This window comes from Modicisalibacter radicis, from assembly GCF_900961225.1.
In the GTDB taxonomy this organism is placed as follows: domain Bacteria; phylum Pseudomonadota; class Gammaproteobacteria; order Pseudomonadales; family Halomonadaceae; genus Modicisalibacter.
Map to the genome: position 1 here is coordinate 105697 of NZ_CAAHFN010000011.1, position 25388 is coordinate 131084.

Annotated in this window: 22 protein-coding genes; 10 read left to right on the plus strand and 12 right to left on the minus strand. The window is 65.8% G+C overall.

Annotation, left to right across the window (positions count from 1 at the left end):
• Positions 1–113 precede the first annotated feature (113 nt).
• Complete coding sequence (locus HR9077_RS00555) at positions 114–632, plus strand: Hsp20 family protein (RefSeq protein WP_136064050.1); 519 nt, start codon at positions 114–116, stop codon at positions 630–632.
• A 97-nt stretch (positions 633–729) separates the two neighbouring features.
• On the opposite strand, the gene HR9077_RS00560 is transcribed toward HR9077_RS00555, so the two are convergent.
• Positions 730–3129 carry a DNA polymerase II gene (locus HR9077_RS00560; protein WP_136064052.1) on the minus strand — a complete coding sequence of 800 codons (2400 nt, stop codon included), beginning with the start codon at positions 3127–3129 and terminating at the stop codon, positions 730–732.
• Between the two features lie 158 nt (positions 3130–3287).
• Here HR9077_RS00560 and HR9077_RS00565 point away from each other — a divergent pair, with 158 nt between their 5' ends.
• The 7 genes from HR9077_RS00565 (at position 3288) to nth (ending at position 13180) form a co-directional block, all read left to right on the plus strand.
• Positions 3288–4835: an alkaline phosphatase D family protein gene (locus HR9077_RS00565; RefSeq protein WP_136064054.1), complete on the plus strand. Its 1548-nt coding sequence runs from the start codon at positions 3288–3290 to the stop codon at positions 4833–4835.
• 246 nt (positions 4836–5081) lie between these two features.
• Complete coding sequence (locus HR9077_RS00570) at positions 5082–6287, plus strand: saccharopine dehydrogenase family protein (RefSeq protein WP_136064056.1); 1206 nt, start codon at positions 5082–5084, stop codon at positions 6285–6287.
• The gene (nspC, locus tag HR9077_RS00575) at positions 6284–7459 is read left to right on the plus strand and encodes a carboxynorspermidine decarboxylase (RefSeq protein ID WP_348532921.1); all 1176 of its coding nucleotides are present in this window, start codon (positions 6284–6286) and stop codon (positions 7457–7459) included. The genes HR9077_RS00570 and nspC overlap by 4 nt, the downstream gene beginning before the upstream one ends.
• A gap of 146 nt (positions 7460–7605) precedes the next feature.
• Positions 7606–9648 carry a methionine--tRNA ligase gene (gene metG / locus HR9077_RS00580; protein WP_136064058.1) on the plus strand — a complete coding sequence of 681 codons (2043 nt, stop codon included), beginning with the start codon at positions 7606–7608 and terminating at the stop codon, positions 9646–9648.
• Positions 9649–9886: 238 nt separating this feature from the next.
• Positions 9887–11476 (plus strand): GGDEF domain-containing protein, encoded by a 1590-nt coding sequence (locus tag HR9077_RS00585; protein WP_136064059.1) that lies wholly within the window; start codon positions 9887–9889, stop codon positions 11474–11476.
• A gap of 67 nt (positions 11477–11543) precedes the next feature.
• On the plus strand, positions 11544–12545 hold the full coding sequence (locus tag HR9077_RS00590) for an RnfABCDGE type electron transport complex subunit B (protein WP_244612975.1): 1002 nt from the start codon (positions 11544–11546) through the stop codon (positions 12543–12545).
• Entirely contained in the window at positions 12542–13180 is a 639-nt protein-coding gene (gene nth, locus HR9077_RS00595) for an endonuclease III (protein WP_136064063.1), read from the plus strand. Before HR9077_RS00590 ends, nth begins: the two co-directional genes overlap by 4 nt.
• Positions 13181–13370: 190 nt before the next feature.
• On the opposite strand, the gene HR9077_RS00600 is transcribed toward nth, so the two are convergent.
• The 5 genes from HR9077_RS00600 to HR9077_RS00620 all read right to left on the minus strand — a co-directional run bounded on the left by HR9077_RS00600 (position 13371) and on the right by HR9077_RS00620 (position 18686).
• Positions 13371–14786, minus strand: a complete 1416-nt coding sequence (locus HR9077_RS00600) for an FAD-binding oxidoreductase (protein WP_136064155.1) — start codon at positions 14784–14786, stop codon at positions 13371–13373.
• Positions 14787–15181: 395 nt separating this feature from the next.
• Complete coding sequence (locus HR9077_RS00605; RefSeq protein ID WP_136064066.1) at positions 15182–16243, minus strand: tRNA-queuosine alpha-mannosyltransferase domain-containing protein; 1062 nt, start codon at positions 16241–16243, stop codon at positions 15182–15184.
• 75 nt (positions 16244–16318) lie between these two features.
• On the minus strand, positions 16319–16984 hold the full coding sequence (locus HR9077_RS00610) for a glutathione S-transferase (protein WP_136064068.1): 666 nt from the start codon (positions 16982–16984) through the stop codon (positions 16319–16321).
• 134 nt (positions 16985–17118) lie between these two features.
• Positions 17119–17409 carry an HlyU family transcriptional regulator gene (locus HR9077_RS00615; RefSeq protein ID WP_136064071.1) on the minus strand — a complete coding sequence of 97 codons (291 nt, stop codon included), beginning with the start codon at positions 17407–17409 and terminating at the stop codon, positions 17119–17121.
• A 56-nt stretch (positions 17410–17465) separates the two neighbouring features.
• The gene (locus HR9077_RS00620; RefSeq protein ID WP_136064073.1) at positions 17466–18686 is read right to left on the minus strand and encodes an argininosuccinate synthase; all 1221 of its coding nucleotides are present in this window, start codon (positions 18684–18686) and stop codon (positions 17466–17468) included.
• Between the two features lie 203 nt (positions 18687–18889).
• Between HR9077_RS00620 and rnt the strand changes: the two genes are divergently transcribed.
• Positions 18890–19555 (plus strand): ribonuclease T, encoded by a 666-nt coding sequence (gene rnt, locus HR9077_RS00625; protein WP_136064075.1) that lies wholly within the window; start codon positions 18890–18892, stop codon positions 19553–19555.
• Positions 19556–19640: 85 nt separating this feature from the next.
• On the opposite strand, the gene HR9077_RS00630 is transcribed toward rnt, so the two are convergent.
• Positions 19641–20276 carry an HPF/RaiA family ribosome-associated protein gene (locus HR9077_RS00630; RefSeq protein WP_136064077.1) on the minus strand — a complete coding sequence of 212 codons (636 nt, stop codon included), beginning with the start codon at positions 20274–20276 and terminating at the stop codon, positions 19641–19643.
• Positions 20277–20523: 247 nt separating this feature from the next.
• Positions 20524–20871 carry a Grx4 family monothiol glutaredoxin gene (locus tag HR9077_RS00635; RefSeq protein WP_136064079.1) on the minus strand — a complete coding sequence of 116 codons (348 nt, stop codon included), beginning with the start codon at positions 20869–20871 and terminating at the stop codon, positions 20524–20526.
• Between the two features lie 289 nt (positions 20872–21160).
• Here HR9077_RS00635 and argF point away from each other — a divergent pair, with 289 nt between their 5' ends.
• The gene (gene argF, locus HR9077_RS00640) at positions 21161–22078 is read left to right on the plus strand and encodes an ornithine carbamoyltransferase (protein ID WP_136064081.1); all 918 of its coding nucleotides are present in this window, start codon (positions 21161–21163) and stop codon (positions 22076–22078) included.
• Between the two features lie 33 nt (positions 22079–22111).
• On the opposite strand, the gene HR9077_RS00645 is transcribed toward argF, so the two are convergent.
• Genes HR9077_RS00645 through HR9077_RS00660 form a run of 4 tightly spaced genes read right to left on the minus strand, consistent with a single transcriptional unit; the run spans position 22112 to position 25218 of the window.
• A complete protein-coding gene (locus tag HR9077_RS00645; RefSeq protein WP_136064083.1) occupies positions 22112–22750 on the minus strand; it encodes a glycosyltransferase family 2 protein in 639 nt (212 codons plus the stop codon).
• 19 nt (positions 22751–22769) lie between these two features.
• A complete protein-coding gene (locus HR9077_RS00650) occupies positions 22770–23372 on the minus strand; it encodes an SAM-dependent methyltransferase (RefSeq protein ID WP_136064085.1) in 603 nt (200 codons plus the stop codon).
• Complete coding sequence (locus HR9077_RS00655) at positions 23369–24118, minus strand: PIG-L deacetylase family protein (protein WP_136064087.1); 750 nt, start codon at positions 24116–24118, stop codon at positions 23369–23371. Before HR9077_RS00655 ends, HR9077_RS00650 begins: the two co-directional genes overlap by 4 nt.
• Before the next feature lie 2 nt (positions 24119–24120).
• Complete coding sequence (locus HR9077_RS00660) at positions 24121–25218, minus strand: acyl-CoA dehydrogenase (RefSeq protein ID WP_210725817.1); 1098 nt, start codon at positions 25216–25218, stop codon at positions 24121–24123.
• Between the last annotated feature and the right edge of the window lie 170 nt (positions 25219–25388).

Consider the following 25388-nt stretch of genomic DNA (forward strand, 5'->3'; position numbering starts at 1 on the left):
GCCCAAGACCCCATCTTCTGAAATGCCGAAAGGCAACTCCCTGCCAACGGGGTGCCGCCAAGCGGACTCCCGAACAGGGGTATGACTTCGCTAACCACTAGGGAGGACATACCATGAACACGGCATTCTCGCTGGAACCGCTCTTCCGCCATTCGATCGGTTTCGACCGTTTCAATGACCTGTTCAAGCGCGCCTTCGAAAGCAACGCGCCAACCGGCTTCCCGCCGTACAATGTCGAGAAGCATGGCGAGAACGAGTACCGGATCGTCCTGGCCGTGGCCGGGTTTACCGAGCAGGAACTGAGCATCCAGCTCGAGGGCGGCGTGTTGAGCGTCTCCGGCTCCAAGCCCCAGGCCGAGCAGGACGACAAGGTTCGGTACATGCATCAGGGCATCGCCCAGCGCTCCTTCAAGCTGACCTATCGGCTCGAAGACCATATCGAGGTGCGCGGTGCGCGACTGGAAAACGGCCTGCTGATCATCGATCTGCTGCGTGAGATCCCCGAAGCGCAGAAACCGCGCGAGATCGAGATCGATGTCTCGAGTCAGGAGCGCTCCGACATGCGCCGGCTGGAAACCTCGAGGGGAGAAGCCCCCATGGAGGCATCCGCACGGACGCAAGCATCCACCTGAGCGAGCGGAACGTCGCTTGAACAGACCGGCCTTTGAGACTTCGGCCCCGCATTCGCGGGGCTTTTGTTTGATAGTCATGGGTAAAAACCGCCACCATCTAGAACAATCCCAGTTGCCGATCGATCAGGGCCTCGAAGTCGTCATCGACGAACGGCAGGATCGCGTCGGCCACCGGCTGCAACTGGCGGCTCAGGTAATGCTGGTAATCGATGGGCGAACGCCACGTCTCCAGCGGCTCCGGCCCCGACAGGGTCATCACGTAGCTGATCCAGCCGCCGTGCTGGTACTGGCGCGGTCGGCTGAGCTGGTCGTTGTAGGCGTCGGCGAGGCGCGCCGCCCGCACGTGCGGGGGCACGTTGCGCCGGTAATCGTCGAGTCTGCGCCGTAGCCGCTTGCGGTAGATCAGCCGCTCGTCGAATTCGCCGGCGAGAGTACGCCGCACATAGTCGCGGATGAAGTCGCGGTAGGGCTCACCGACGAAGATTCGCCGGTAGAGCTCCTGTTGAAAGACCTTGGCCAGCGGCGACCAGTCGGCACGTACCGTCTCCAGCCCCTTGAACACCAGCCGCTCGCTGCCGTCGGTCTCGCGCACCAGGCCGGCATAACGCTTCTTGCTGCCCGCCTCCGCGCCGCGGATGGTCGGCATCAGAAAGCGCCGGAAATGGGTCTCGAACTGCAGCTCCAGGGCGCTCTCCAGGGTGTATTCCTGACGCAGGTGCTCGCGCCACCACGCGTTGACGCACCGCACCAGATGCCGGCCGATCCGCCCGGCCTCGTCATCCTCGTGGGCGCGACCCAGCCACACGAACGTCGAGTCGGTATCGCCGTAGATAACGGTATATCCCTCGGCCTCGATCAACTCGCGGGTGCGATGCATGATCTGGTGGCCGCGCAGGGTGATCGACGACGACAGGCGCGGGTCGAAGAAGCGGCAGCCCGACGCGCCCAGCACCCCGTAGAAGGAGTTCATGATGATCTTCAGCGCCTGGGAAAGCGGCGCGTTGCCCTCGTGCTTGGCAATCTCGCGCCCCTGCCAGACCCGCGCCACCATGTCGGGCAGCGCATGGCGGGTGCGCGAGAAGCGCGCACCGCGAAAGCCGGGCACCGTATCGCTGTCGGATTCGGCCAGCCCCTGCGCCAGCCCCACCGGATCGATCAGGAAGGTGCGGATGATCGAGGGGTAAAGGCTCTTGAAATCGAGCACCAGCACCGAATCGTAGAGGCCGGGACGCGAATCCATCACGAAGCCGCCGGGGCTGTTCTCGCCACGCTGACTACCCAGGCCGGGGGCCACGAAGCCCAACCGGTGCATGCGCGGCAGGTAGAGATGCGAGAACGCTGCCACCGAGCCGCCGCTGCGATCGGCCGGCAGGCCGGTGACGGTGGCGCGCTCGAGCAGGAAGTCGATCAGCTCGGTTCTGGCGAAGATCCGCGTGACCAGCTCGCAGTCCTTGAGGTTGTAACGGGCCAGAGCGGGCTTGTCCTCGGCGAACAGCCGATTGATGGCGTCCATGCGCTGATAGGGGTCGTCGATCGCCTTGCCCCCGCCGAGCAGCTCCCGGGCGACGCTCTCCAGGCTGAACGAGGCGAAACGCCAGGTCGCCTGACGCAGCATCTCGATGCCGTCGATGAGCAATCGCCCGGGCGCGGCGGCGAAGAAGTGATTGGGATTGCTGGCATGGGCGCGCCACTCCATCGGCGCGCCGCCACGTCCCAACGTCAGTGGCACGGCCAGTTGCTCGGCGTGACGCTGCAGGATGCGCAGGTCGAACTGGATCAGGTTCCAGCCGATGAGCGCATCGGGATCATGGCGCGCCATCCACGCGTTGAGACTCCTCAGCAGCGCTTCGCGGCTTTCACAATAGTGGAGTTCGAAGTCGCGGCCCGCTTCGGCCTCCCCGCCCTGCCCGTTCGCCGGCCCCAGCATGTAGACCGTACGCGCCCCGCAGCCCTCCAGCGCGATCGAATACAGCTCGCCACGCTCGCTGGTCTCGATATCCAGGGAGGCGAGCCTCAGGCGGGGTCGATAATCCGGGGCGGGCTTCAACTGAGCCTCGGACAGCGAGCCATCCGCCTCGCTCGCGCCCGTGAATTCCACCGGCGCGGTGATGAAGCGCTCCATCAGGTAACGCTCCGGCGGACGAACGTCGGCCTCGAAGACTTCGACGCCCACAGCGGTCAGACGCCGCTCCAGGTTCATCAATTGACGATGCTGGCGGCAGTATAGGCCCAGCATCGGCCGATGGCGGAAATCGCAGAGCTCGAGCGGGCGAAGCTCGACGCCCAATTCACCGCCAATCAGCCGCTCGAGCCGAGCACGGTACTCCTCGGGCACGAACGCCACCGAGGACTGCAACGGCAGACGCACCTGGCGCGGCCCGGCATCGGTCGCCAGCCAGAACGACACCTCGGTGCCCTCGGGGATGTCCCGCCAATGACGGGTAAGAATGAAGCCCTGCTGCACCACAGGCGTCTCATGGTGATGGGTTTGAGGCATGGTACTGGCTACCGGCGGGGCTGTCGCCGGGTGTCGACGGCAAGATGAGACCGTCAATTCACCCGGGGTTAATCCGCTTGTCATGCGCTTGCCAAACGAACGTCATCGCATATCGGCAAGGTAATCAGCGAATCGATAACCGATCATCGGGAGGCGTCATGGATTATACGCGCAGGGACATGTTGAAGCTGGGCCTTCAGGGCAGCGTCGCCTTGGGCGCCGTGGCGGCGGCGCCGTCGATCGTGCTGGCCGAGGGACGCCGGCCGGTGATCACTTCCGGGGTGATGAGCGGCGACATGCTCACGGATCGCGCGATGCTGTGGTCGAGCGTCGATCGCCCGGCCCGGATGCTGGTCGAGGTCGCCGACAACCCCGAGTTTCGCGGTGCCCGGCTGCTGCGCGGCCCCGAGACGCTGCCCGAGACGGGCCTGACCGCCAAGCTGGACGCCACCGGGCTGGGCTCGCTGGACGACGTTCACTATCGCGTGCGCTTCGCCGCGCTCGACGATCACCGGGCCGTCAGCGAGCCGGTCGTCGGCCGGCTTCGCTTGCCGCCGGCGACCCGCCGCGACGTGCGCTTCGTGTGGTCCGGCGACACCGTCGGCCAGGGCTGGGGGATCGACGAATCGCGCGGCGGCATGACCATCTACGAGACCATGCGCCGCCAGCGCCCGGACTTCTTCATCCATTCCGGCGACACGGTCTACGCCGACGGGCCGCTCGAGGAGCGCGTCGAACTGGCCAATGGCGAACTCTGGCGCAACCTCGTGACACCGGCCAAGCGCAAGGTGGCCGAGACCCTCGACGAGTTTCGCGGCCAGCATGCCTACAATCTCGAGGATGCCAACCTGCGACGCTTCAACGCGGAAGTGCCGATGCTGGCCCAGTGGGACGATCACGAGACGCTCAACAACTGGTACCCCGGCGAACTGCTCGAGGACGATCGCTACCGCGAGAAGAACGTCTCGCTGCTCGCCGTCCGGGCACGCCGCGCCTTCCTCGAGGCCATGCCGTTGCGCCAGATGCCCGACGCCCCGGGGCGGATCCATCGCAACTTCGCCTACGGCCCGGGGCTCGAGATCTTCATGCTGGACATGCGCACCTTCCGCAACGCCAACAGCCGCAACCGCCAGGCAAATGGCGAGGCGCCCTCTTTCCTGGGCCAGCGCCAGATCGACTGGCTGTTGGGTGCGCTTCGCCGGTCCACGGCCACCTGGAAGATCATCGCCTCCGACATGCCGATCGGCCTGGTGGTGAGCGACGGCGACGACTTCGAGGCGGTGGCCAACGACGAGCCCGGCGAGCCGCTGGGCCGCGAGCGGGAGATAGCCGGGCTGTTGAAAGCCATCCGCGACGAGAATATCCGCAACGTGGTCTGGCTGACCGCCGACGTCCACTACACCGCCGCTCACCACTATGCGCCGGAACGCGCCACTTTCAAGGCGTTCGCGCCGTTCTGGGAATTCGTCAGCGGCCCGCTGCATGCCGGCACCTTCGGTCCGGGCGAGCTCGACGCCACCTTCGGTCCGCGGGTAGCCTTCCAGAAGGCGCCGCCCGAGGGGCAGTCGAACCTGCCGCCCTCCGCAGGCTATCAGTTCTTCGGCCAGGTCGATCTGGACGGCGAAAGCGAGACCCTGACGGTGACGCTGATGGATTCGGCCGGCACGGCGCTGCATAGACAGGTGCTCGAACCGCAATCCGCCTGAGTCCGGCATCCAGCCACATCGCCCCGCTCATGACACGGCGTTTGGCGTGATAGGGTTGGAGGCGCCACGCCGCGCCCGGATTTGGGCTTTTTCTGCGAAAAACACTTGAGCCCCGCCGCCGTCGGGGCGATTATCGGCCCCCTCTTGCCAGGTGGCCGGGCGTGGCCATGGCCGGGATGGCATCGGGGCGCGGCATCGTGCCCCGCGACTCGATCACTGATGAATTTCCGATCTGGAGGCGAACGCATGAGTAGAGCCTTGATTATTGGCGCCGGCGGCGTCGGCGGTGTGGTGACGCACAAGTGCGCGCAGCACCCCGAGGTGTTCCACGAAATCTGTCTGGCCAGTCGCAACGAAGCGAAGTGCAAGGCGATCGCCGACCAGCTGGACCGCCCCATCCAGACCGCCCAGGTCGACGCCGATGACGTCCAGGCGCTGGTCGCGCTGATCGAATCGTTCAAGCCGGACGTGCTGATCCATGTGGCCCTGCCCTATCAGGACCTGGCCATCATGGAAGCCTGCCTGCGTACCGGCGTGCCCTACCTGGACACCGCCAACTACGAGCATCCGGACGAGGCCAAGTTCGAGTACAAGGAGCAGTGGGCTTACCAGGAGCGCTTCGCCGAGGCCGGCAACATGGCCACGCTGGGCTGCGGTTTCGACCCCGGCATGACCAACATCTACTGCGCCTACGGCCAGAAGAACCTGTTCGACGAGATCCAGCGCATCGACATCCTGGATGCCAACGGCGGCGACCACGGCTACCCGTTCGCCACCAACTTCAACCCGGAGATCAACATTCGCGAGATCACCGCGAATGGCCGCTACTGGGAAAAGGGCGAGTGGAAGGAGACCGCGCCGCTGGCCGAGAAGCGCAAGTTCGACTTCGATGGCATCGGCGAGAAGGACATCTATCTGCTCTACCACGAGGAGCTCGAATCGCTGTCCCGCAACATCAAGGGGCTCGAGCGCATCCGCTTCTGGATGACCTTCTCCGAGAAGTACATCACCCACCTCGAGGTGCTGGAAAACGTCGGCATGACTAGTATCGAGCCGATTAACGTCAACGGCTGCGAGATCTCGCCGCTGCAGTTCCTCAAGTCGGTGCTGCCCGATCCGGCCTCGCTCGGCCCGCGCACCAAGGGCAAGACCAACATCGGCGTGATTCTCGACGGCATCAAGGACGGCAAGCGCCGCAAGGTGTACATCTACAACATCAGCGACCATGAGAAGAGCTACGAGGAGGTCAAGTCCCAGGCGATCTCCTACACCACCGGGGTACCGGCGGTGACCGGCGCGATGCTGATGCTGCAGGGCATCTGGAAGGGCGACGGCGTCTACAACGTCGAACAGCTCGATCCCGATCCGTTCATGGAGCGCATCGGCGACATGGGCCTGCCGTGGCAGATGGTCGAGCTCGATCCCGACGACGATCCGCTGGCCGATTCATGATGGCGCAAGCGAGCTATCCGTTCGACGCTCATCCCTTTGACATTGGGGCCTGCCCATCACCGGCCTACGTGGTCGACGACGCCCTGCTGCGCCGCAATCTCGAGCGGCTGGCCGAGGTGCAGAAAGCCAGCGGGGCGAAGATCCTGCTGGCGCTGAAGGGCTTCGCCATGTGGGACACCTTCCCGCTGGTGAGTCAGTACCTGGTGGGCACGACCTCCAGCGGTCAGGACGAAGCACGCCTCGGTGCCGAGACCTTCGGCGGCGAGGTCCACGTCTACTCGCCGGCCTTCACCGCGCCGGAGATGGACGTGGTGCTGCGTTACGCCGATCACCTGAGCTTCAACTCGCCGGGCCAGTGGCAACGCTTTCGCGACACGGTCGCGGCCGCACCGCGGCGGGTTTCCTGCGGGTTGCGGGTCAATCCCGAGCACTCCACCGGCGAAGTCGCCCTCTACGACCCCTGCGCGCCGGGCTCGCGGTTGGGCACCCGCGCGGCCAACCTTGCGCCGGACGACCTCGACGGGCTGGAAGGCCTGCATTTCCACGCGCTTTGCGAGCAGAACAGCGACGCCCTGGAAGCCACGCTCGAGGCGTTCGAGGCCAGGTTCGGCCAGTATCTGCCGCAACTGCATTGGGTCAATTTCGGCGGCGGCCATCACATCACCCGCGCCGACTACGACGTGGATCGGCTGGTGCGGTTGATCCGCGACTTCAAGGCGCGCCATCCGCACCTCGAGGTCTACCTGGAGCCGGGCGAGGCGATCGCCCTGAACACCGGCTACCTGGTGGCCAGCGTACTGGACATCGTCGATGACGACGTGCCCAACGCCATCCTCGACACCTCCGCCACCGCGCACATGCCGGACGTGCTGGAGATGCCCTACCGGCCCGAGATCATCGGCGGCGCCAAGCCCGGCGAGAAGGCTCATACCTACCGCCTGGGCGGCACCACCTGCCTGGCCGGCGACGTGATCGGCGACTATTCGTTCGACGCGCCGCTGGCCATCGGCGACCGGCTGGTGTTCACCGACATGGCCCACTACACCATGGTCAAGAACACCACCTTCAACGGCATCCGCCTGCCGTCGATCTGCCGGGTCGACGAGACGAGCCGCGAGGTGCGCACGGTAAGGACCTTCGGTTACGTGGACTACATGCAGCGCCTGAGCTGAGCCGGCAACATCCGCGAGACGGGCAGCCCGCCTCGCGGATGCACCCAGCCGTCAGGCGGGCTACAATCGCCCTTTCGTCCTGGCTCATGCCCGAGTCCTGGCCGACGCCCTTTTCTCCGTTTCCGATGACCGCTACTAGAGCCGCCATGCCGACTACCGCCAACGCCAAGCGCAAGATCCTGGTCACCAGTGCCCTGCCCTACGCCAACGGCTCGATCCACCTGGGCCACCTGCTGGAATACATCCAGACCGATATCTGGGTGCGCTTCCAGAAGAGCCGCGGTCACGACTGCCATTACGTGTGCGCCGATGATGCCCACGGCACCGCGATCATGCTGCGCGCCGAGCAGGAGGGCATCACCTCGGAGCAGTTGATCGAGCGGGTCTCGCAAGAGCATCAGGCGGATTTCGCGCGTTTCGGGGTGGCCTTCGACAACTACCACTCGACGCACTCGGCAGAGAACCGCCTGCACAGCGAGCGCATCTACACCGCGCTGCGCGACGCCGGTCACATCTCGACCCGCGACATCGAGCAGATGTACGACCCGGTCAAGGGCCTGTTCCTGGCCGACCGCTTCATCAAGGGCACCTGCCCCAAGTGCAGGACGCCGGATCAGTACGGCGACAACTGCGAGGCGTGCGGCGCGACCTACACCCCGGCCGAGCTGATCGACCCGGTGTCGGCGATCTCCGGCGCCACGCCGGAAGTGCGCAGCTCGACCCACTATTTCTTCAAGCTGCCCGACTTCGCCGAGTTCCTGAAGGGCTGGGTGCAGCCCGGCCACGTCCAGCCACAGATCGCCAACAAGCTGCAGGAGTGGTTCGCCGCGGGCCTCAACGAATGGGACATTTCCCGCGACGCGCCCTACTTTGGCTTCGAGATCCCCGACGCACCGGGCAAGTACTTCTACGTCTGGCTGGATGCGCCGATCGGCTACCTGGCGAGCTTCCAGAACCTCTGCGACCGCGAAGGCATCGACTTCGACAGCTACTGGAAGAAGGATTCCGACGCCGAGGTCTATCACTTCATCGGCAAGGACATCGTCTACTTCCACGCGCTGTTCTGGCCGGCGATGCTCGAAGGCGCGAACATGCGCACACCCAGCGCCGTCAATTGCCACGGTTTCGTCACCGTCAACGGCGCCAAGATGTCCAAGTCACGCGGTACCTTCATCAAGGCCGAGACCTACGCCGAGTATCTCAACCCCGAATACCTGCGCTACTACTTCGCCGCCAAGCTGACCGCGGGCGTCGACGATCTCGATCTCAACCTCGAGGACTTCGCCTATCGGGTCAATGCCGACCTGGTCGGCAAGGTGGTCAATATCGCCAGCCGCTGCGCCGGCTTCGTCAAGAAGCTCGGCGACGGCAGGCTCGCCGAACGCGTCGCCCAGCCGGAACTCGTTCGCCGCGCCGTCGACGCCGGCGAGGCGATCGCCGAGGAGTACGAGGCGCGCGAGTTCGCCCGCGCGATGCGCCGCATCATGGAGCTCGCCGACGAGGCCAACGCCTACATCGCCGAGGCCGAGCCCTGGGTACTGGCCAAGCAGAAGGGCCGCGAGCAGGAAGTGCTGGACATCTGCTCGGTGGGCATCAACCTGTTCCGCCAGTTGATGGTCTACCTGGCCCCGGTGGTGCCCGCCATGGCCGAGCAGGCCCGCGACTTCCTGAACCTCGACAGCCTCGCCTGGGAAAGCCGCCATGCACTGCTCGAAGGCCACCCCATCAACAAGTTCAAGCCGCTGATGACGCGCATCGAGGGCGAGCGGATCGACGCCATGATCGACGCCTCGAAGGAGGATCTCGCCGTGGAGAAGAAGTTGAAGGAAACCCCAAAAGGCCCGCTCGCCGACGACCCCGTTGCCCCGGAAATCGCCTTCGACGACTTCGCCAAGGTCGACCTGCGCATCGTGCGCATCGCCAAGGCGGAATACGTCGAGGGCGCCGACAAGCTGCTCAAGCTGACCCTGGATCTCGGCGGCGAGACGCGCACGGTGTTCTCCGGCATCCGTTCGGCCTACGCCCCCGAGGCGCTGGAAGGCCACCTGACGGTGATGGTCGCCAACCTCGCCCCGCGCAAGATGCGCTTCGGGGTTTCCGAAGGCATGGTGCTGGCCGCCGGTGGTGGCGACGGCATCTACCTGCTGGAGCCGCACAGCGGCGCCGAACCCGGCCAGCGCGTCACCTGACAAAGTTGCACATTCCAGGCCGGTGGCGCCCGCCACTGGCCCTCCCCCGCATCGAAGCCATGCCATAGCCGGGGACGCGCCTTTTACGCTGCGTCAGGGCACGTTGCCGCCCCTTCCCACCCCTTGCCCGACACCTTCAGGCAACTCAACTTTCCCGTCGCGACGCCGATAGAGGGAATGACTTTGTAAGAAATATCTTACAAGAAATTGCTCCAATTTTTCACGACGGCGGCTCTCGATGACACGGATGCTCTCTTCACTGCGCTATCGCTTCATTCTCGCGCTCGGGGTCGTCCTGCTGCTCGCGGTAATGGCGCTCGCCTTGATCGACAAGATGCTCGTGGTCCCGGCCCTGCTCGCCAAGGAGGCCGAACACGCCAACGCCGAACTCGATCACGCCCAGCGAGCCATCGACAACGAACTCGAGCACCTGAGTCTGTTGAACAGGGACTGGGCGTACTGGGACGATAGCTACGCCTTCCTTCACGGTCGGGACCGGGAAGCGTACCGGTCGGCCAACCTCGCCGACGGCCTCGTGTTCGAGGAGGCCAACCTGCGCATGATGGCCTTTCTCGAGCCCGATGGCGCTTTGTACCTGGGGGCCGGCCTGACCCCCGAGGACGGCCGATACCTCACCTGTCGTCGCCTGGAAGCCGAATGCCGATGGATGGCGACGACCGTCCTGTCAATACAGCGACACATCAAGGCAGGCTTCGACGAGACCCATCCGGCCTGGCTGATCGTCGACACAGAACACCTCATGGTCAGTCTCTGGCCGGTGCTCAGAAGCGACGCCAGCGGTCCGAGCGCCGGTTGGCTGGCCATGGTCCGCGTGATGGACGACGAATGGATCGCTCACCTGCGACAAAGCACCGGGCTCGACCTGGCGCTGGCGACGATAGCGTCGCTGGGCCCGCATCGGCTGGGGGAGACACTCACGCGGGTGAATACCCATACCCTGCTGGCGACACGCCACCTCGAGGCCGCCCCCGAGGCCTTCGACCTGGAACTGCGCGCCAGACTACCGCGCGAGAGCTTCCGGGCCAGTCTCGACACCTTTCGCTTCGCGCTGTACTGGACCGTGGGCCTGCTCATCGTGGTCATCGTCGTGGTCCTGGTGCTTCTGGAGTGCATGATCCTGGCCCCGCTTCGACGTCTCGCTGCCTTCAATCAACGCGCGCGCCAGGAGGACAGCCACGAGACGCCATCCGCGTTGCGCTCGCGCGGCGACGAGATCGGCACCCTGGCCCGGGAATTCCAGCATCTGCTCGATCATCAGCATCGCCAGACCTCGTCGCTGGTCGCCCTGACCCAGCACGACCCGCTGACCGGGCTGGCCAATCGGCGCCTGTTCAACGACCATCTGACCAAGGTTCTTGATCAGGCCGCCCGCACCCGTTCCCGGGTCGCGCTGATCATGGTCGACATCGATCATTTCAAGGCCTACAACGATCATTACGGGCATCCCGCCGGCGACCGCTGCCTGGTGGCGATCGCCAACTGCATGCGGCGTCAGTTCAATCAACCCGGCCAACTGGTGGCGCGTACCGGCGGCGAGGAGTTCATGATCATCCTGCCGGGATACACCCAAGATGCCGGCGCCCATGCCGCCGAGACGCTGCGCCGGGCCGTCGAGGCGTTGCGCCTGCCGCATGCCGGTTCGCCGATCGCCGAGGTGGTGACGATCAGCCTCGGTGTGGCGCTCTACTCGCCGCAGGCACCCCGCCAGGCCGACGCCCTGATCATCGCCGCCGATGTCGCCCTTTATGCCGCCAAGCAGGCCGGCCGCAATCGAAGCCGCGTGGAGCACAGCGGCGCCACGTTCTGAAGCGCACTCCCTCGAAGCGCGCCCGTCGCGCGGTTACAATAAGCGTTTTGCAGCGAGGACGTTGCCGTTGTCCGCTCCCGCCGAGATCCCCGTCGAGCGAATCGATGCCGAACTGCCGCAGACCCAGTGCGGCAAGTGCGGCCATGCCGGCTGCCGCCCCTACGCCGAGGCCATCGCCGAGGGCGAGGCGATCAACAAGTGCCCGCCGGGCGGCGAACGAACCCTGCAGCGACTGGCCGACATCACCGGCCAGCCGGCGCGACCACTGGAACGACCGGCCGAATCGCCTCAGGTAGCGGTGATTCGCGAGGATGAATGCATCGGCTGCACCAAGTGCATCCAGGCCTGCCCGGTGGATGCCATCCTCGGCGCCGCCAAGCGCATGCACACCGTCATCGCGGGCGAGTGCACCGGCTGCGAACTGTGCGTTGCCCCGTGCCCGGTCGATTGCATCGACATCGTGCCCCATCCCGACTGGCAGGTGGCATTGACGCCGACCGACCAGGACGGCTTTCTCGCCCGTCGCGCGACCCTCGGACGCCAGCGCTTCGAGGCGCGCAAGGCCCGCTTGCAGCGCCAGGCCGACGAACGCCGGCAACGTCGCGAGCGGCGTCTGGCCGCCGCGCGCCAGCCCGCACCGGCTGAAACTGCGCAGGGTGCAGAGACAGCGCCCGCCGACCCGGCGGCGCTCAAGGCCTCCCGGGCGACGCTCTCGGTAACGCTCAAGCGCCTGGAGCGCAAGCGTCAACGGGCCGGGAGCGACGACAAGTGCGGCGAACTCGATGCGCGCATCGCCGAGCATCGCGAGCGCCTGATGGCGATCGAGCGCCAGCTCGCCGGCGACGCAGCGCCATCCGAGGCGACGGGACGGACACATCGCCAGCGCATGGCGATCCACGCCGCCGAGCAGGCGCTGCGGCGAGCCCGGGCGCAATTCGCCCACGCCGAACGTCACGGTGACGAAGCGGCCATCGCCGCTGCCCGCGAGCAGTGCGATCGGGCCCAAACGATGCTCGACACCGCCCGCGAGGACCGCCCCGCTCCCTCCCCGACCACCGGATCGCCATGAACGCCCAGAAACGCTACGAGATCTTCGCGCGGCTGCGCCAACATACGCCCGAGCCCACCACCGAACTCAACTGGTCCACCCCCTTCGAGTTGCTGACCGCAGTGCTGCTGTCGGCACAGGCCACCGATGTCGGCGTCAACAAGGCCTGCGCGCGACTGTTCCCGGTGGCCAACACGCCACAGGCGATCCTCGATCTGGGCATCGACGGGCTCAAGGAACATATCAGGACCATCGGCCTGTACAACACCAAGGCCGAGAACCTGATGAAGACCTGCCGAGCGCTCATCGAGCAGCATGACGGCGAGGTCCCCCGGACCCGTGCCGCGCTGGAGGCCCTGCCCGGGGTGGGTCGCAAGACCGCTAACGTGATTCTCAATACCGCCTTCGGTGAGCCGACCATCGCCGTGGACACGCATATCTTCCGAGTCTCCAACCGTACCCGCATCGCGCCCGGCAAGAACGTCGTCGAGGTCGAACGCAAGCTGCTGCGTCACGTGCCCCGCGAGTTCCGTCGCGACGCCCACCACTGGCTGATCCTGCACGGTCGCTACACTTGCGTGGCGCGCAAGCCGCGCTGTGGCAGTTGCGTGATCGAGGATCTCTGCGAATATCCGGACAAAACCGAACCCGCCTAGCACCGCTCATCAACCGAGCCCGGGACAGACGGTCGATCCCGATGCCGAAAACGCAGTGCTGATGAAGCCCCTGAAGGAAAGCGGCGGCAACATGCTGCATCGCCAAGAGCTCGAACCGTCAAGTCGCGGTACCGCTGCCTGACGCTGCCCCATGCAGGCCAACGGAAAAACACTGTTCCCCAGCATTCGCTCAGACCAGCTTGCCGGGGTTCATGATGCCAAGCGGGTCGAGCGCGGCCTTGATCGTGCGCATCACCGCCCAGCCTTCGCCGTGCTCGGCTTCCATGTAGGCGCGTTTGCCGGTGCCGATGCCGTGCTCGCCGGTGCAGGTTCCGCCGGCGGCAAGCGCGCGTTCGATCAGGCGCTGGTTGAACGCCGCCAGCGTCTCCAGCTCTTCTTCGCTATTGCGATCCACGGCGACGACCAGATGGAAATTGCCGTCGCCGACGTGGCCGAGCAAGGGCGCAACCAGGCCACTCTCGGCGACATCCGCCTGAGTCGCTTCGATGCAGCCGGCTAGCCCCGAGATGGGCACGCAGATGTCAGTGGCCAGAAACTCCATCCCCGGACGCAGCGCCTTGGCGGCATAGGCGGCTTCATGGCGCGCCTGCCATAGCGTCTGACGCTCCTCTTCCTTCGTCGCCCAGGCGAAGTCGCTGCCACCGAACTCCTGGCATAGCTCGGCCATCGTCTCGGCCTGCTCCTTCACGCCAGCGTGGGTGCCGTGGAATTCCAGAAACAGCGTCGGCTTCTCGGCATAATCGAGTCGGGAGAAACGATTGACCGCCTGCATCGCGAGAGCATCCATCAGCTCAATTCGCGCCACGGGAATGCCGTACTGGATCGAGGCGATAACGGTATCGATGGCACCAGCGACGGTCTCGAACGCCACCGTTGCCGAGGAGATCGCTTCCGGCAGCCCATGCAGCTTCACGTTCAACTCGGTGATGATGCCGAGCGTACCTTCGGCGCCGATCATCAGATGGGTAAGATCGTAGCCGGCGGCGGATTTGCGCGCCCGCGTGCCGGTCTCGACGATCCGCCCGTCCGGCATCACCACCGTCATCGACAGCACGTTCTCGCGGATGGTGCCGTAGCGCACGGTGTTGGTACCGCTGGCTCGGGTCGAGGCCATGCCACCCATGCTGGCGTCCGCCCCGGGGTCGACGGAAAAGAACAACCCCGTCGCGCGTAGATGAGCATTCAACTGCGTGCGTGTCACACCCGGCTGCACGGTAGCGTCCATATCTTCCGCACGCACCTCGATCACTGCGTTCATGTGAGAAAGGTCGATGCACAGGCCGCCGTAATCGGCGAGCACCTGACCCTCGATCGAGGTGCCGACCCCGTAGGGAATCACTGGCACCCGGTATGTCGCGCAGGCCCGCACGATCGCGGACACCTCTTCGGTCGTGTGCGGAAAGCAGACCGCATCCGGTGCGGCCGGGTGATGCCAGGACTCGTCATGACCATGCTGCTCGCGAATGCCCGCCGCCGTGGTAATGCGCTCGCCGAGAATCGGTTCAAGCTCGGCGAGCAGAGCCTGGATCGTATCAGCGGAAGGGCGCGGGGGCAGTTCAGTGGGAAACCCAGCAGCGGAAGACATGAATGACACCTCGGATGAATCGACCCATAAGGATCGCATGAAATGGATCCGCATCGACAGTAAGCACGCTATCGACCTGCCCAGCATACCGGATATTTATTCTGGTGACCGCATGCGGCTCTGCTCTTGAAGATTCACCGTCGTCGAGAGCTTCCACCCGCTCCAATACCCGTGCCAGGTGTTTCGATACTCACGCTGGTCACGTTCGGCATCCTGCCCCTTGACCACATCGCCGGCAATATAAGGCGGTCGCCAGACCAGCCAGCCCGACGAACGGGAGCAACGTGTGGAACGGGAAGTAGACGCCGGCGTCCGCCAGCCAGCGCCGACACACGGCAATGGCGGGATAGGCGATCACCCCCCGTTGGCGAAATCGCATCAGCGGCTCGAACCGCTTACGCTCCCAGCATCTCTCGATAGCCTTCGCGCCAGGTCGGCCATTGCCAGGCAAGGACATCGGGTAACACGGGGCGCGAAGTCGGTTCGGTCAGCCACTGCGCAAGACGCGCCTCGAGCGCAGCCTGGCTACCCGCATAGCGGCAGGCGTCGGGGTAGAATTCGGGAAAGCACAGCCGGTCCGGCACCAGCGGTAAACAGCCCCGCTGCACCGCCTCCATGACCGCCAGGCCCTGGAATTCATGATGGGTGGTCGAGACGACGATAGAAGCGCTATCAAGCATAGCGCGGTAGGCCTCGCCGGGTTGTTCGCCCCAACACACCACGCGCTCGCCGAGCCAACCCCGCGCCTCGTCGAAAACCGGCGGCCGCTGGCGAAACTGCTGGCCCATCACCGCCACCTCGAAGTCGATGCCCCGCTCGCTCAGCGTCGCCAGCGCGGCGAAGAACGTCTCGGGGTTCTTGTCGTACTCCCAGCGGTGATTCCAGACGATCCTCGCGCCGTGACGCGACCGAGCCGTCCCGGCGGTCGTCGGCAAGTCGTCAAGCGGCACCGGGAGTATCAGCGAATCCGCGCCGAGCTGCTCGAGCCGAGGCGCCAGAGCCAGCTTGTCGGGCATGCGGCTCAGGAAGTCGCTCACACCGGCAACGAAACTGTCGCGATTGTAGGCGCTGTTGAAAGCCACCCGGTCGGCGGCCAGCACCGCGTAGAGATTGACCATCAACGGCTCGGGGCGCAGCTGCTGGTTCGGCGAGCGCGGAAAGGCGAACTGGTTTTCGTGGAAGTAGACGACCTTGTGGGCCCGCGCCAGCGACGGAAACAGGCCGATCAGCGTCGCCAGATCGACCATCGATGTCGCCAGCACGAGGTCGTAGTCATCGGCCAGCAGCTCGGCCTGCTCGCTCAGCCAGATCAGCGGATTGCCGCGCACCCGCCATTGAAAGTGGCGCGCCGGCAATTCGAGCAGCGTCCAGTCGACGTCGGAGAATTCGCGCAGTAGTCCCCTCGCCCAGTGGCGATGACTGACGGCGGCATAACCGGATAGCAGCAGGGCTTTCACAACGGGGCCTTCACGCAAGCTCCTTGGGAGTGTCCTTTGGCGGGTTTCTCCGCCTCGGCATCGCTCCGCGAGCGGTTACATCGAGAACTCGCCGCCCTTCTCGATGGCGCGCCGGTAGGCGGGACGTTCACGCATCCGCGCCATGAAGGCCTCGAGATGTGGCCGATCGCCCAGACCACCACGCGATTCGCTCGCCAGCAGCGGAAAGCTCATCTGAATGTCGGCGGCGCTGAAGGCCTCGCCGGCGAACCACGTCGTTTCCGACAGCGTCCGCTCCCAGAAATCCATGTGCTCGCGCAGCCGGGGTTCCAGATACTGAGCCTTGACGCCATTGCCGAGCAGGCGGCCGAAGGGGCGCAGCAACGCCGGTACCGGCGGCCTGGCGATTCGATTGAATACCAGCGACATCACCAGAAGCGGCATCGCCGACCCCTCGGCGTAATGCAGCCAGTAACGGTAATCGCGACGCTGCGCGGTCCCCGCCGGCGGAATCAACCGCTGCGCCGTGTCGTAGGTCTCGATCAGGTAGTCGATGATCGCCCCGGATTCGGCCAGCGTCAGCTCACCGTCGACGATCACCGGCGCCTTGCCCAGCGGATGGACGCGCTTGAGCGAATCCGGCGCCAGGATCGTCTCCGGGTCGCGGCGATACTCGACCACCCTGTACTCGAGTTCCAGTTCCTCGAGCAGCCACAACACGCGCTGCGAGCGGGAATTTTCCAGATGATGAACCTCGATCATGCCCGTCCTTCCTGTCGGTGTCGGCGCCACGTCATGGCCCGACTCTAACGGCAATGGCCGGCGGCGACGAGCGCCGCCGTTCCCGCCACGAAAAGGCGGCGCCGTGACGCCGCTTCAGGACCGGAGTTCGGCGCTCAGCGCTTGGCGAAGATCTCGTCACCCAGATCGTCGATGAAGCGCTTGGCCTTGCCCAGGGTCAGCTCCACGCAGGCCTCGCGGGAGGCGACCACGTCCGAGCGCTCGAAGCGGTGCTCGAGCGTCTCGCCGCCCTCGACCGGCTTGCGGATCCAGCCGCTGACCCGATACTGGCCACCGGCGTCCTGTGGGTCCGGGGTGATCAGATAGCCGCCGTATTCGGTTGCGGGAATCTCTTCGTCGTTGACGTCGCCGGTGCGGAACAGACCGTCGATGAGCCGTTTGAGCATGCTTTCCTCCTTGCAGGGCGCGGCCGGCCTGGACGCCTTGCCCGGCCGGCCGTCGATCAATCGGCCTGGCGGCCCTTGCCGGCGGCAATCCGCAAGCGCAACGCATTGAGCTTGATGAAGCCTTCGGCATCCTTCTGATCGTAGGCGCCGGCATCGTCCTCGAAGGTGGCGATGGACTCGTCGAACAGCGACTCGTCGGACTTGCGTCCCACCACGACGGCGCTGCCCTTGTAGAGTTTCAGGCGCACCACGCCGTTGACGTGGGTCTGGGTCTCGTCGATGGCCGCCTGCAGCATCTTGCGCTCCGGGCTCCACCAGTAGCCGTTGTAGATCACCTCGGCGTACTTGGGCATCAGTTCGTCCTTGAGGTGGGCCGCTTCGCGATCGAGGGTGATCGACTCGATGGCGCGATGGGCGCGCAGCATGATGGTGCCCCCCGGGGTCTCGTAGCAGCCGCGCGACTTCATGCCCACGTAGCGGTTCTCGACGATGTCGAGACGCCCGATGCCGTTGTCGCCGCCCAGCCCGTTGAGCCTGGAGAGGACTTCGTGGGGCGCGAGACGCTCGCCGTCGATGGCGACGATGTCGCCCTTCTCGAAGCTCAGCTCGATGTAGGTCGGGGTGTCCGGCGAGGCCTCGGGCGCGACGCTCCAGCGCCACATCTCCTCTTCGGCCTCGGCCCAGGGGTCCTCGAGGATGCCGCCCTCGTAGGAAATGTGCAGCAGGTTGGCGTCCATCGAGTAGGGCGACTTCTTCTTGTTCTTGGAAAAGTCGACCGGGATCTGGTGCTGCTCGCAGTAGTTCATGAGCTTTTCGCGCGAGGTCAGATCCCACTCTCGCCACGGCGCGATCACCTTGACGCCAGGCTTGAGCGCGTAGGCGCCGAGCTCGAAGCGCACCTGGTCGTTGCCCTTGCCGGTGGCGCCGTGGGAGATCGCGTCGGCGCCGGTGGCGTTGGCGATCTCGATCAGCCGCTTGGCGATCAGCGGCCGGGCGATGGAGGTGCCCAGCAGGTACTCGCCCTCGTAGATGGTGTTGGCGCGGAACATCGGGTAGACGTAGTCGCGGACGAACTCCTCGCGCAGGTCCTCGATGTAGATCTCCTTGACACCCAGCGCCTGGGCCTTGCTGCGGGCCGGCTCGACCTCCTCGCCCTGGCCGATGTCGGCGGTGAAGGTCACCACCTCGCAGTCATAGGTTTCCTGCAACCATTTGACGATCACCGAGGTATCCAGACCGCCGGAATAGGCGAGGACTACCTTTTTGACATCGGACATCAGGGGCTCCTTCTGGCTCATGAACACGGGCGGTAACGGGCCGGACCGGCGCCGACCGCCGCTGCTTTGCGATCGTCGATTATAGCGCCCGGGGCGGGCGGCGAATACCGCTGCGGTGGGGACGCTATGCGGGCGAGATGCTAGACTCTCGGCCATCACGCGCGGGGCGACCGCGAAGGAGCGATTCTGGAAGGGAGAGAGGCATGACCGAAGCGAACGCCCAAGGGCTGATGGCACAGCGTTTCCGCAGCTTTATGCCGGTGGTGGTCGATCTGGAAACCGGTGGCTTCAATGCCCAGGGCGACGCCATTCTGGAGATCGCCGCCGTCACTCTGGGCATGGATGCGCTGGGCAACCTGATGCCCGAGGATACCTACGCCTTCCACGTCGAGCCTTTCCCGGGCGCCAACATCGATCAGGCGGCGCTGGACTTCACCGGGATCGATCTCGACAATCCGCTGCGCAAGAACGTTGCGCTGACCGAGGCGCAGGCGCTGGGCGAGATATTTCGTCCGGTACGCAAGGCGATCAAGGCCAACAACTGCACGCGGGCGATACTGGTCGGTCACAATGCCGCCTTCGACCACGGCTTCCTCAACGCCGCGATCGCCCGCTGCGGGATCAAGCGCAACCCCTTCCATCCGTTCTCGAGCTTCGATACCGCGACGCTCTCGGGGCTGGTCTACGGCCAGACCGTGCTCGCCCGCGCCTGTCGCGCCGCGGGTATCGAATTCGACAACGCCGCGGCGCACTCGGCACGCTACGACACCGAGCGCACCGCCGAGCTGTTCTGCGCCATCGTCAATCGCTTCAAGGACCTGGGCGGCTGGAACCTGGCGCTGCGCGAACAGGGAATGGAAGAGGACTGAGCCCGCCTGGAGCGATCCGGCGCGCAGTCACGGGCAACGAGCAAGGCTCCCGGCGAGCCCACTGCTCGCCGGGCTCGCATCGCTCTCAGTGACGCTCCCAGCCGGCAGGCTGGTCGACGTCGTTCTCGACATCCTGGGGGCCGGCCACGCCAGGCTTGTCGATGATCTGGACGGTACTGGCCTGGGGTCCCTTCTCGCCCGCCTCGGGCTCGAAGCGCACCTGCGCACCCACGGTCAGCCGATCGAAGTCGTCGTGCAGTACGGCGTTGCGGTGAAAATAGATCTCCTCGCCGCTGAGATTCTTGAGAAAACCGTAGCCTTCCTCCTCGAACACGCGTACCACGGTGGCGACCGGCGGCGCCACCCCGTCACCCTCGGAGCGCTTGCCCTTCCTGGCCTCGCGCTTGCCGTTCTCCTTCTTCAGCTGCTTTTCCATCGCCTCGAAGGCGTGCTTGATGATCGGCCGCAACTGGACGTGCATGTCGGTGACCGTATCGGTCTTTTCGGCGACCAGTTCACGCTTGGCGGGCAAGGAAACCGAGACATGAGCACGATAGGGGTTGCCGGTGCGGTGCGGATTCTGCGTCTGCTCGATGGTGAAGCGGCAGGAGACGATGTTGTCGCTGAACTGTTCGAGCTTCTCGACACGCGACTTGACGTATTCGTCGATCCATTCGGAGCGGGAAATATGGTTGTAGGTGATCTCTAGTGGAACTTGCATAGGGGGCTCCCTGATCATGCCCTTCGAGTGATCGATCCGTTCGACCGTTCCAAGGCTCATCGTGGCGGTCATGCAAGCGCATTTCAATGACTTGGCAAGGCTATTTCGTATCCGTGAGCATCGCCAGCATGGCCGCCTCGGAGCAGGCGCCTCGGCTCATACGACGAACTCGCGCACGAAAAAGAAGAGCCCGCGAGTCGATGACTCGCGGGCCCGGGCTATCTCAGTCGACACGGAAAGACCCCGATCAGGCCTGGTCGCCCTGCTCGGTACCCGCCTTGGCGGCGGCTTCCTTGATCAGCGTCTCGAGCTCGCCGTTCTGATACATCTCGACGACGATGTCGCAACCGCCGACCAGCTCGCCGTGGACCCACAATTGCGGGAACGTCGGCCAACTGGCGTACTTGGGCAGCTCCGCGCGGATATCGGGATTGTCGAGGACATTGACGAAGGCGAAGCGCTCGCCACACGCCATCAACGCCTGCACGGTCTGTGCCGAGAAACCGCACTGGGGCAACTGCGGGGTGCCCTTCATGTAGATCAGGATCGGGTTTTCGGTGATCTGCTGCTGAATATTTTCTAGGGTCGTGCTCATGGAACCTTCCTTACCGGGGCATCGCGGCTGTCGGCGATGCCGCGTTACCGGTGAATGTTGGCGTGCTGGCCATTTTACGCGGGTCGTCAGGCGAAAGCAGCCCCGGCCCGCCAGGATCACACACTCCGCGTTGCGTCGCCCCCGGCCTGTGGCTAGGATAGAGTCCTTTCTTTCACACGGCCGTGCGATGCAACACTCATGGCCGGGGCGCCGCTAGCGCTGGTGAGCACCGACTCGCCAGGGTACGGCGCCCTTTTCGTTCGCGGCCCGCCGACGACAGGAGCTAGCCATGGCGACACGCCACTTTCTCACCCTGCTGGACCTTACCCCCGACGAGCTCGGCTACCTGATTCGTCGCGCGGTCACCATCAAGAACGGGCTCAAGACCCACGGACCGACCTATACGCCGCTGCCCAACCGCACGCTGGCGATGATCTTCGAGAAATCGTCGACCCGTACCCGGGTCTCGTTCGAGACGGCGATGGCCCAGTTCGGCGGCCATGCGCTGTTTCTCTCGCCGCGCGACACCCAACTGGGCCGCGGCGAGCCGATCGCCGATACCGCCCGCGTGCTCGCGGAGATGGTCGACGCGGTGATGATCCGGACCTTCTCGCACGCCAGCCTGGAAACCTTCGCCGCGGCCAGCGATGTGCCGGTCATCAATGCCCTGACCGACGACTATCATCCCTGCCAGCTGCTCGCCGACGTCATGACCTGGAGCGAGTGCCGCGGCGCGGTACGCGGCAAGACCGCGGTGTGGATCGGCGACGGCAACAACATGTGTCACTCCTGGATCAATGCGGCCCGTCAGTTCGATTTTCAACTGCGCGTCTGCTGCCCGGAAGGCTACGAGCCCGATGCGGCCATTCTCGCCGCCGCCGGCGAGCGCGTCTCGATCTGGCACGATCCGCGGCAGGCGGTCGTCGGCGCCAACCTGGTGACCACCGACGTCTGGGCGTCGATGGGCCAGGAAGAGGAACAGGCCAAGCGCGCCAAGGCCTTCCGGGGCTTTCAGGTCGACGAGGCCATGCTCGACCTGGCCGCCGACGACGTGCTGTTCCTGCACTGCCTGCCGGCCCATCGCGGCGAGGAGATCAGCGCAACCCTGCTCGACGACCCGCGCGCGGCAGTCTGGCAGGAGGCCGGCAACCGGCTGCATGCCCAGAAGGCACTGCTCGAATTCCTGCTGCTCGGCCGAGTGGACTGAGCGTTCGGCATTGTACCGGCGCACCGTGACGGCTCACCTCAAGGCTTTCATCAGCGCCCCGAACCCCTCCGGCGCGCGGGCATCCTCCCGCGCGCTGGTAGTGACCCGCGCCGTTCGATCCCAGGCGATTCGGTAGCCGCCGGCCTCCAAGGCATGCACCAGTTGCACGTCTTCATGGCAGCGCAACGGCTTGAAGCCGCCCACCGCCTGATAGGCCAGCGCGCAAACCCCGAGATTGGCGCCGTAGATGCGCCGATCGCCATGGTCGTGAGCGAGATAGCTCTGCCGCAAGGCGACCGGCAAGCGCTCCCAACCGGCCAGCCGGATTCCCCCGCAAACCACGTCGCTGCCCACGTGGCATTGCGAGACCAGCCAGTCGTCGCTGACCCGGCTATCGGCATCGGTAAATGCCAACCAGCGCGCACCGCGCGCCAGCAACCACTGGGCTCCGGCGTGGCGCGCCATACCGACATTGGGACCGGCGACCTCGAGCACGGTCACCGGATAGCGCCGGGCGATCGCCGCCGAGCCGTCGCGACACGCATCCAGCACCACCACCACGTTGACCCTCTCCCCGCCCAGCCCCGGGTGATCGATGGCTTGAACCAGCGCCTCCAGACAGCTCTCGAGACAGGCCTCCTCGTTGTGTGCCGGTATCACGACGCCGATCATCTGGCGAATTCCTTATCTGTCATAGCAGCCCCTCCCGTTGGGCCAACGAATCACCGGCCCGCGACCATAGATCGATCGCCAGATCGGTTTCACGATGATGTACGACCGGCTGCAACCCCGGCGTCGCATCCAGCAACCGATGGACGCCGTCACCGTCCAGCTCGCCGCCCCGGATCGGGTGCCGCCAATGACAGGCCAGCAGTTCGCCGCCGGGCGCCAGCGACGCGTCGATATGCCCGCGCGCCTCGAGCAGCTCGGCACGCGACAGGAAATAGCCGATTTCGCTGAACACGATCAGGTCGAAGCGACCGCTCGGCCAGGCGGCCGGTATCCATCCGGATGCGAACGACACGGCGCCGTGACCCGCCGCCATCCTGTCACGCGCGGCATCCAGCGCCGCCCCATTGGTATCCCAGGCCAGCAGCTCATCGCAGCGTGGAGCCAGTTCAGCGGTCAGAACGCCGATCGAGCACCCGGGCTCGAACGCACGGGCATAGCGCTCACGAGTCAGGGTGGCGAGCGTCAGGGCCCGCTTGCGCGCTTCGTACCAGGACGTCTCGTAGCGCCACGGGTCGGCACTGCGCGCGTACAGCGCCGCGAAATCATCCGGTCCGAAGCTCATTGCAGGACGACCTCGAACGGGCGCAGCAGTCGCGCCAGCGCCGTCGCGGGCAGCACCGGATCCCGACCGGTCGAGACGTCTGCACCGAGTTGGCTGACGTGGGCAGCGATCGCCGCGCGCTTGGCGTCCAGTTGGTCGGGGGTCAGCACGATGCGTCGCGCACGCCGCCAGGGCACGCGCGTGTCGCCCGGCCACGACCAGTGCCAGGCCCATACCGGCGTCTCGAGCAGGCCGCAGCCAGTTGACTGGGCCACTTGCGCGCAGACGCGCCCGCAGGCCTCGTGATCCGGATGGCCGTCGCCGCGCCAGGTAGTCACCACCACATCGTCGGAACGCAGAAAGCGATCGAGCCAAGCCCGCAGCCGGCCCGCCTGGGCCGCGACCCGGGTATCGCTGAGCCCCAGGCGCTGGACGCTGACGGCCCCCGCCCCCAGCCGTTGCAAGGCTTCGCGACTCTCGCGCGGGCGCTCGCGAGCCAGTCGCTCGGGCGGCCAGAGAGACGATCCGGGATGGCTCCCGGCGCCATCGGTGACGGCGACCAGCACCACCTCGCGCTGTGCCTCCAGCAGGCGCAGCATGAGCCCGCCGCAAGCAAGTATCTCGTCATCGGGATGGGGCGCCACGATGACCGCTCGCTGCCCTTCGCCGACCAGCTCGCGCGGGGCGACGGCGGGCAGCGACTCGAGGCCGGTCCAGTCGGCCTCCGGTGTACCCGTCCCTTCGATGCGTCGGTCGTCTTCGGACATGGCTAGAGCTCCCAGGGCGAGGCTTCGGAGGCGGATAGGGGAGCGTGCGTCTTCTCGCCGACGGCGACATGCCTGCCGATACCTTCCAGATCGTGCTCGGCGTGGCTCTGGCGCACATAGACCGGCAGGTCGGCGACCATCCGCGCGAATGCCGGGTCGCGGCAGTACGGGCCGGCACCCAGCCCGCGCCCGCAGTGATGTATGACCTGTTCGACGACCTGCTCGACCTTGGCCCGCGTGCGTTCGGCCACCAGCCAGGCATCGCGGCGCGGGTTGGCGTCGATCCACTGCGCACTTTCGCGCAACAGCGCAGCGGCGCTGGCCAGCGCAACGTCGACGGCGCCCAGGTGGGCGTAGAGATGGGGATCGCCCCTGCTTGACGCCTTGGCCTGCAGACACCCGGCGAGCCGCCGGGCACCACCGAACCAGCACGCGGCGATACCCGCGCCGCCATGCCAGAAGCCAGGGCGCTGGAGATAGCCCCCGGGCGGCCCGATCAGCGTGCCTCGAGCATCGTCGAAGCGCACATCGACGCTGGCGGTGGCGGCCATGCCGACCGCCTGCCACCCCTCGTTGTCGATCGTCACCCCCGGCTGGTCCAGTTCGACCAGCACCAGCCGCTGGCGCTCGCCCTGCCAGGCCGTGATCAGGGCATGCGAGAGAACCGGCGCGCCCGAGCACCACGCCTTGCGGCCGACGAGACGCACCGGCTGGCCGCAAGATCGATCGCCTGAACCCGACGGGTCCTCTTCGATCGCCACTTTCGCGAAAGGCGGCTCGGCCGCCCACATACCGATTCGTCCATCAGTCGGCAAGTAGCGTTGCGCCTTCCATTCGCCGGCAATCGCCAGCGCATCGGTATGCCCTTCGAAGAGCTTGGCCAGCCCCAGATCGTGGCCGGCGACATCGGCGAGCGCACGCCAGCGCTCCAGCGTATTGCCGCCGCCGGGTAGCGGCAGGCCATCTCCGCCTGCGTCGAGCAGACGCCCCAACTGGAGGGCCAGCGACTCGACCGTCACGGCCGGGGCCGGGAATTCACGCGACAAGTCCCGAATCAGGCGGGAGCGGAGCGCCTGACTCGACTGCGCAGCATCGCACATGGGTCATCCTTTGACATTGCACAAGGCCTCCTTGGCCCTGTGTGCATGAGTGATTCACCGAGGCTGTCTATCAGCCATAGCATAGCCACCGAACGGGCCCTGGCCATCGATGAAATCGAACAATAGTTTATGGGCACCACGCCAGGAAGCCGGCATGCGCAGCGCCGAGG

Bases quoted from the DNA above. Each gene is read 5' to 3' on its own strand.
- HR9077_RS00570 (WP_136064056.1), top strand. From the start codon at position 5,082: ATGAGTAGAGCCTTGATTATTGGCGCCGGCGGCGTCGGCGGTGTGGTG.
- HR9077_RS00630 (WP_136064077.1), bottom strand. From the start codon at position 20,276: ATGCAAGTTCCACTAGAGATCACCTACAACCATATTTCCCGCTCCGAA.
- nth (WP_136064063.1), top strand. From the start codon at position 12,542: ATGAACGCCCAGAAACGCTACGAGATCTTCGCGCGGCTGCGCCAACAT.
- HR9077_RS00565 (WP_136064054.1), top strand. From the start codon at position 3,288: ATGGATTATACGCGCAGGGACATGTTGAAGCTGGGCCTTCAGGGCAGC.
- HR9077_RS00610 (WP_136064068.1), bottom strand. From the start codon at position 16,984: ATGATCGAGGTTCATCATCTGGAAAATTCCCGCTCGCAGCGCGTGTTG.
- rnt (WP_136064075.1), top strand. From the start codon at position 18,890: ATGACCGAAGCGAACGCCCAAGGGCTGATGGCACAGCGTTTCCGCAGC.
- HR9077_RS00585 (WP_136064059.1), top strand. From the start codon at position 9,887: ATGACACGGATGCTCTCTTCACTGCGCTATCGCTTCATTCTCGCGCTC.
- argF (WP_136064081.1), top strand. From the start codon at position 21,161: ATGGCGACACGCCACTTTCTCACCCTGCTGGACCTTACCCCCGACGAG.
- HR9077_RS00645 (WP_136064083.1), bottom strand. From the start codon at position 22,750: ATGATCGGCGTCGTGATACCGGCACACAACGAGGAGGCCTGTCTCGAG.
- HR9077_RS00620 (WP_136064073.1), bottom strand. From the start codon at position 18,686: ATGTCCGATGTCAAAAAGGTAGTCCTCGCCTATTCCGGCGGTCTGGAT.
- HR9077_RS00635 (WP_136064079.1), bottom strand. From the start codon at position 20,871: ATGAGCACGACCCTAGAAAATATTCAGCAGCAGATCACCGAAAACCCG.
- nspC (WP_348532921.1), top strand. From the start codon at position 6,284: ATGATGGCGCAAGCGAGCTATCCGTTCGACGCTCATCCCTTTGACATT.
- HR9077_RS00600 (WP_136064155.1), bottom strand. From the start codon at position 14,786: ATGTCTTCCGCTGCTGGGTTTCCCACTGAACTGCCCCCGCGCCCTTCC.
- HR9077_RS00615 (WP_136064071.1), bottom strand. From the start codon at position 17,409: ATGCTCAAACGGCTCATCGACGGTCTGTTCCGCACCGGCGACGTCAAC.
- metG (WP_136064058.1), top strand. From the start codon at position 7,606: ATGCCGACTACCGCCAACGCCAAGCGCAAGATCCTGGTCACCAGTGCC.
- HR9077_RS00560 (WP_136064052.1), bottom strand. From the start codon at position 3,129: ATGCCTCAAACCCATCACCATGAGACGCCTGTGGTGCAGCAGGGCTTC.
- HR9077_RS00650 (WP_136064085.1), bottom strand. From the start codon at position 23,372: ATGAGCTTCGGACCGGATGATTTCGCGGCGCTGTACGCGCGCAGTGCC.
- HR9077_RS00655 (WP_136064087.1), bottom strand. From the start codon at position 24,118: ATGTCCGAAGACGACCGACGCATCGAAGGGACGGGTACACCGGAGGCC.
- HR9077_RS00555 (WP_136064050.1), top strand. From the start codon at position 114: ATGAACACGGCATTCTCGCTGGAACCGCTCTTCCGCCATTCGATCGGT.
- HR9077_RS00660 (WP_210725817.1), bottom strand. From the start codon at position 25,218: ATGTGCGATGCTGCGCAGTCGAGTCAGGCGCTCCGCTCCCGCCTGATT.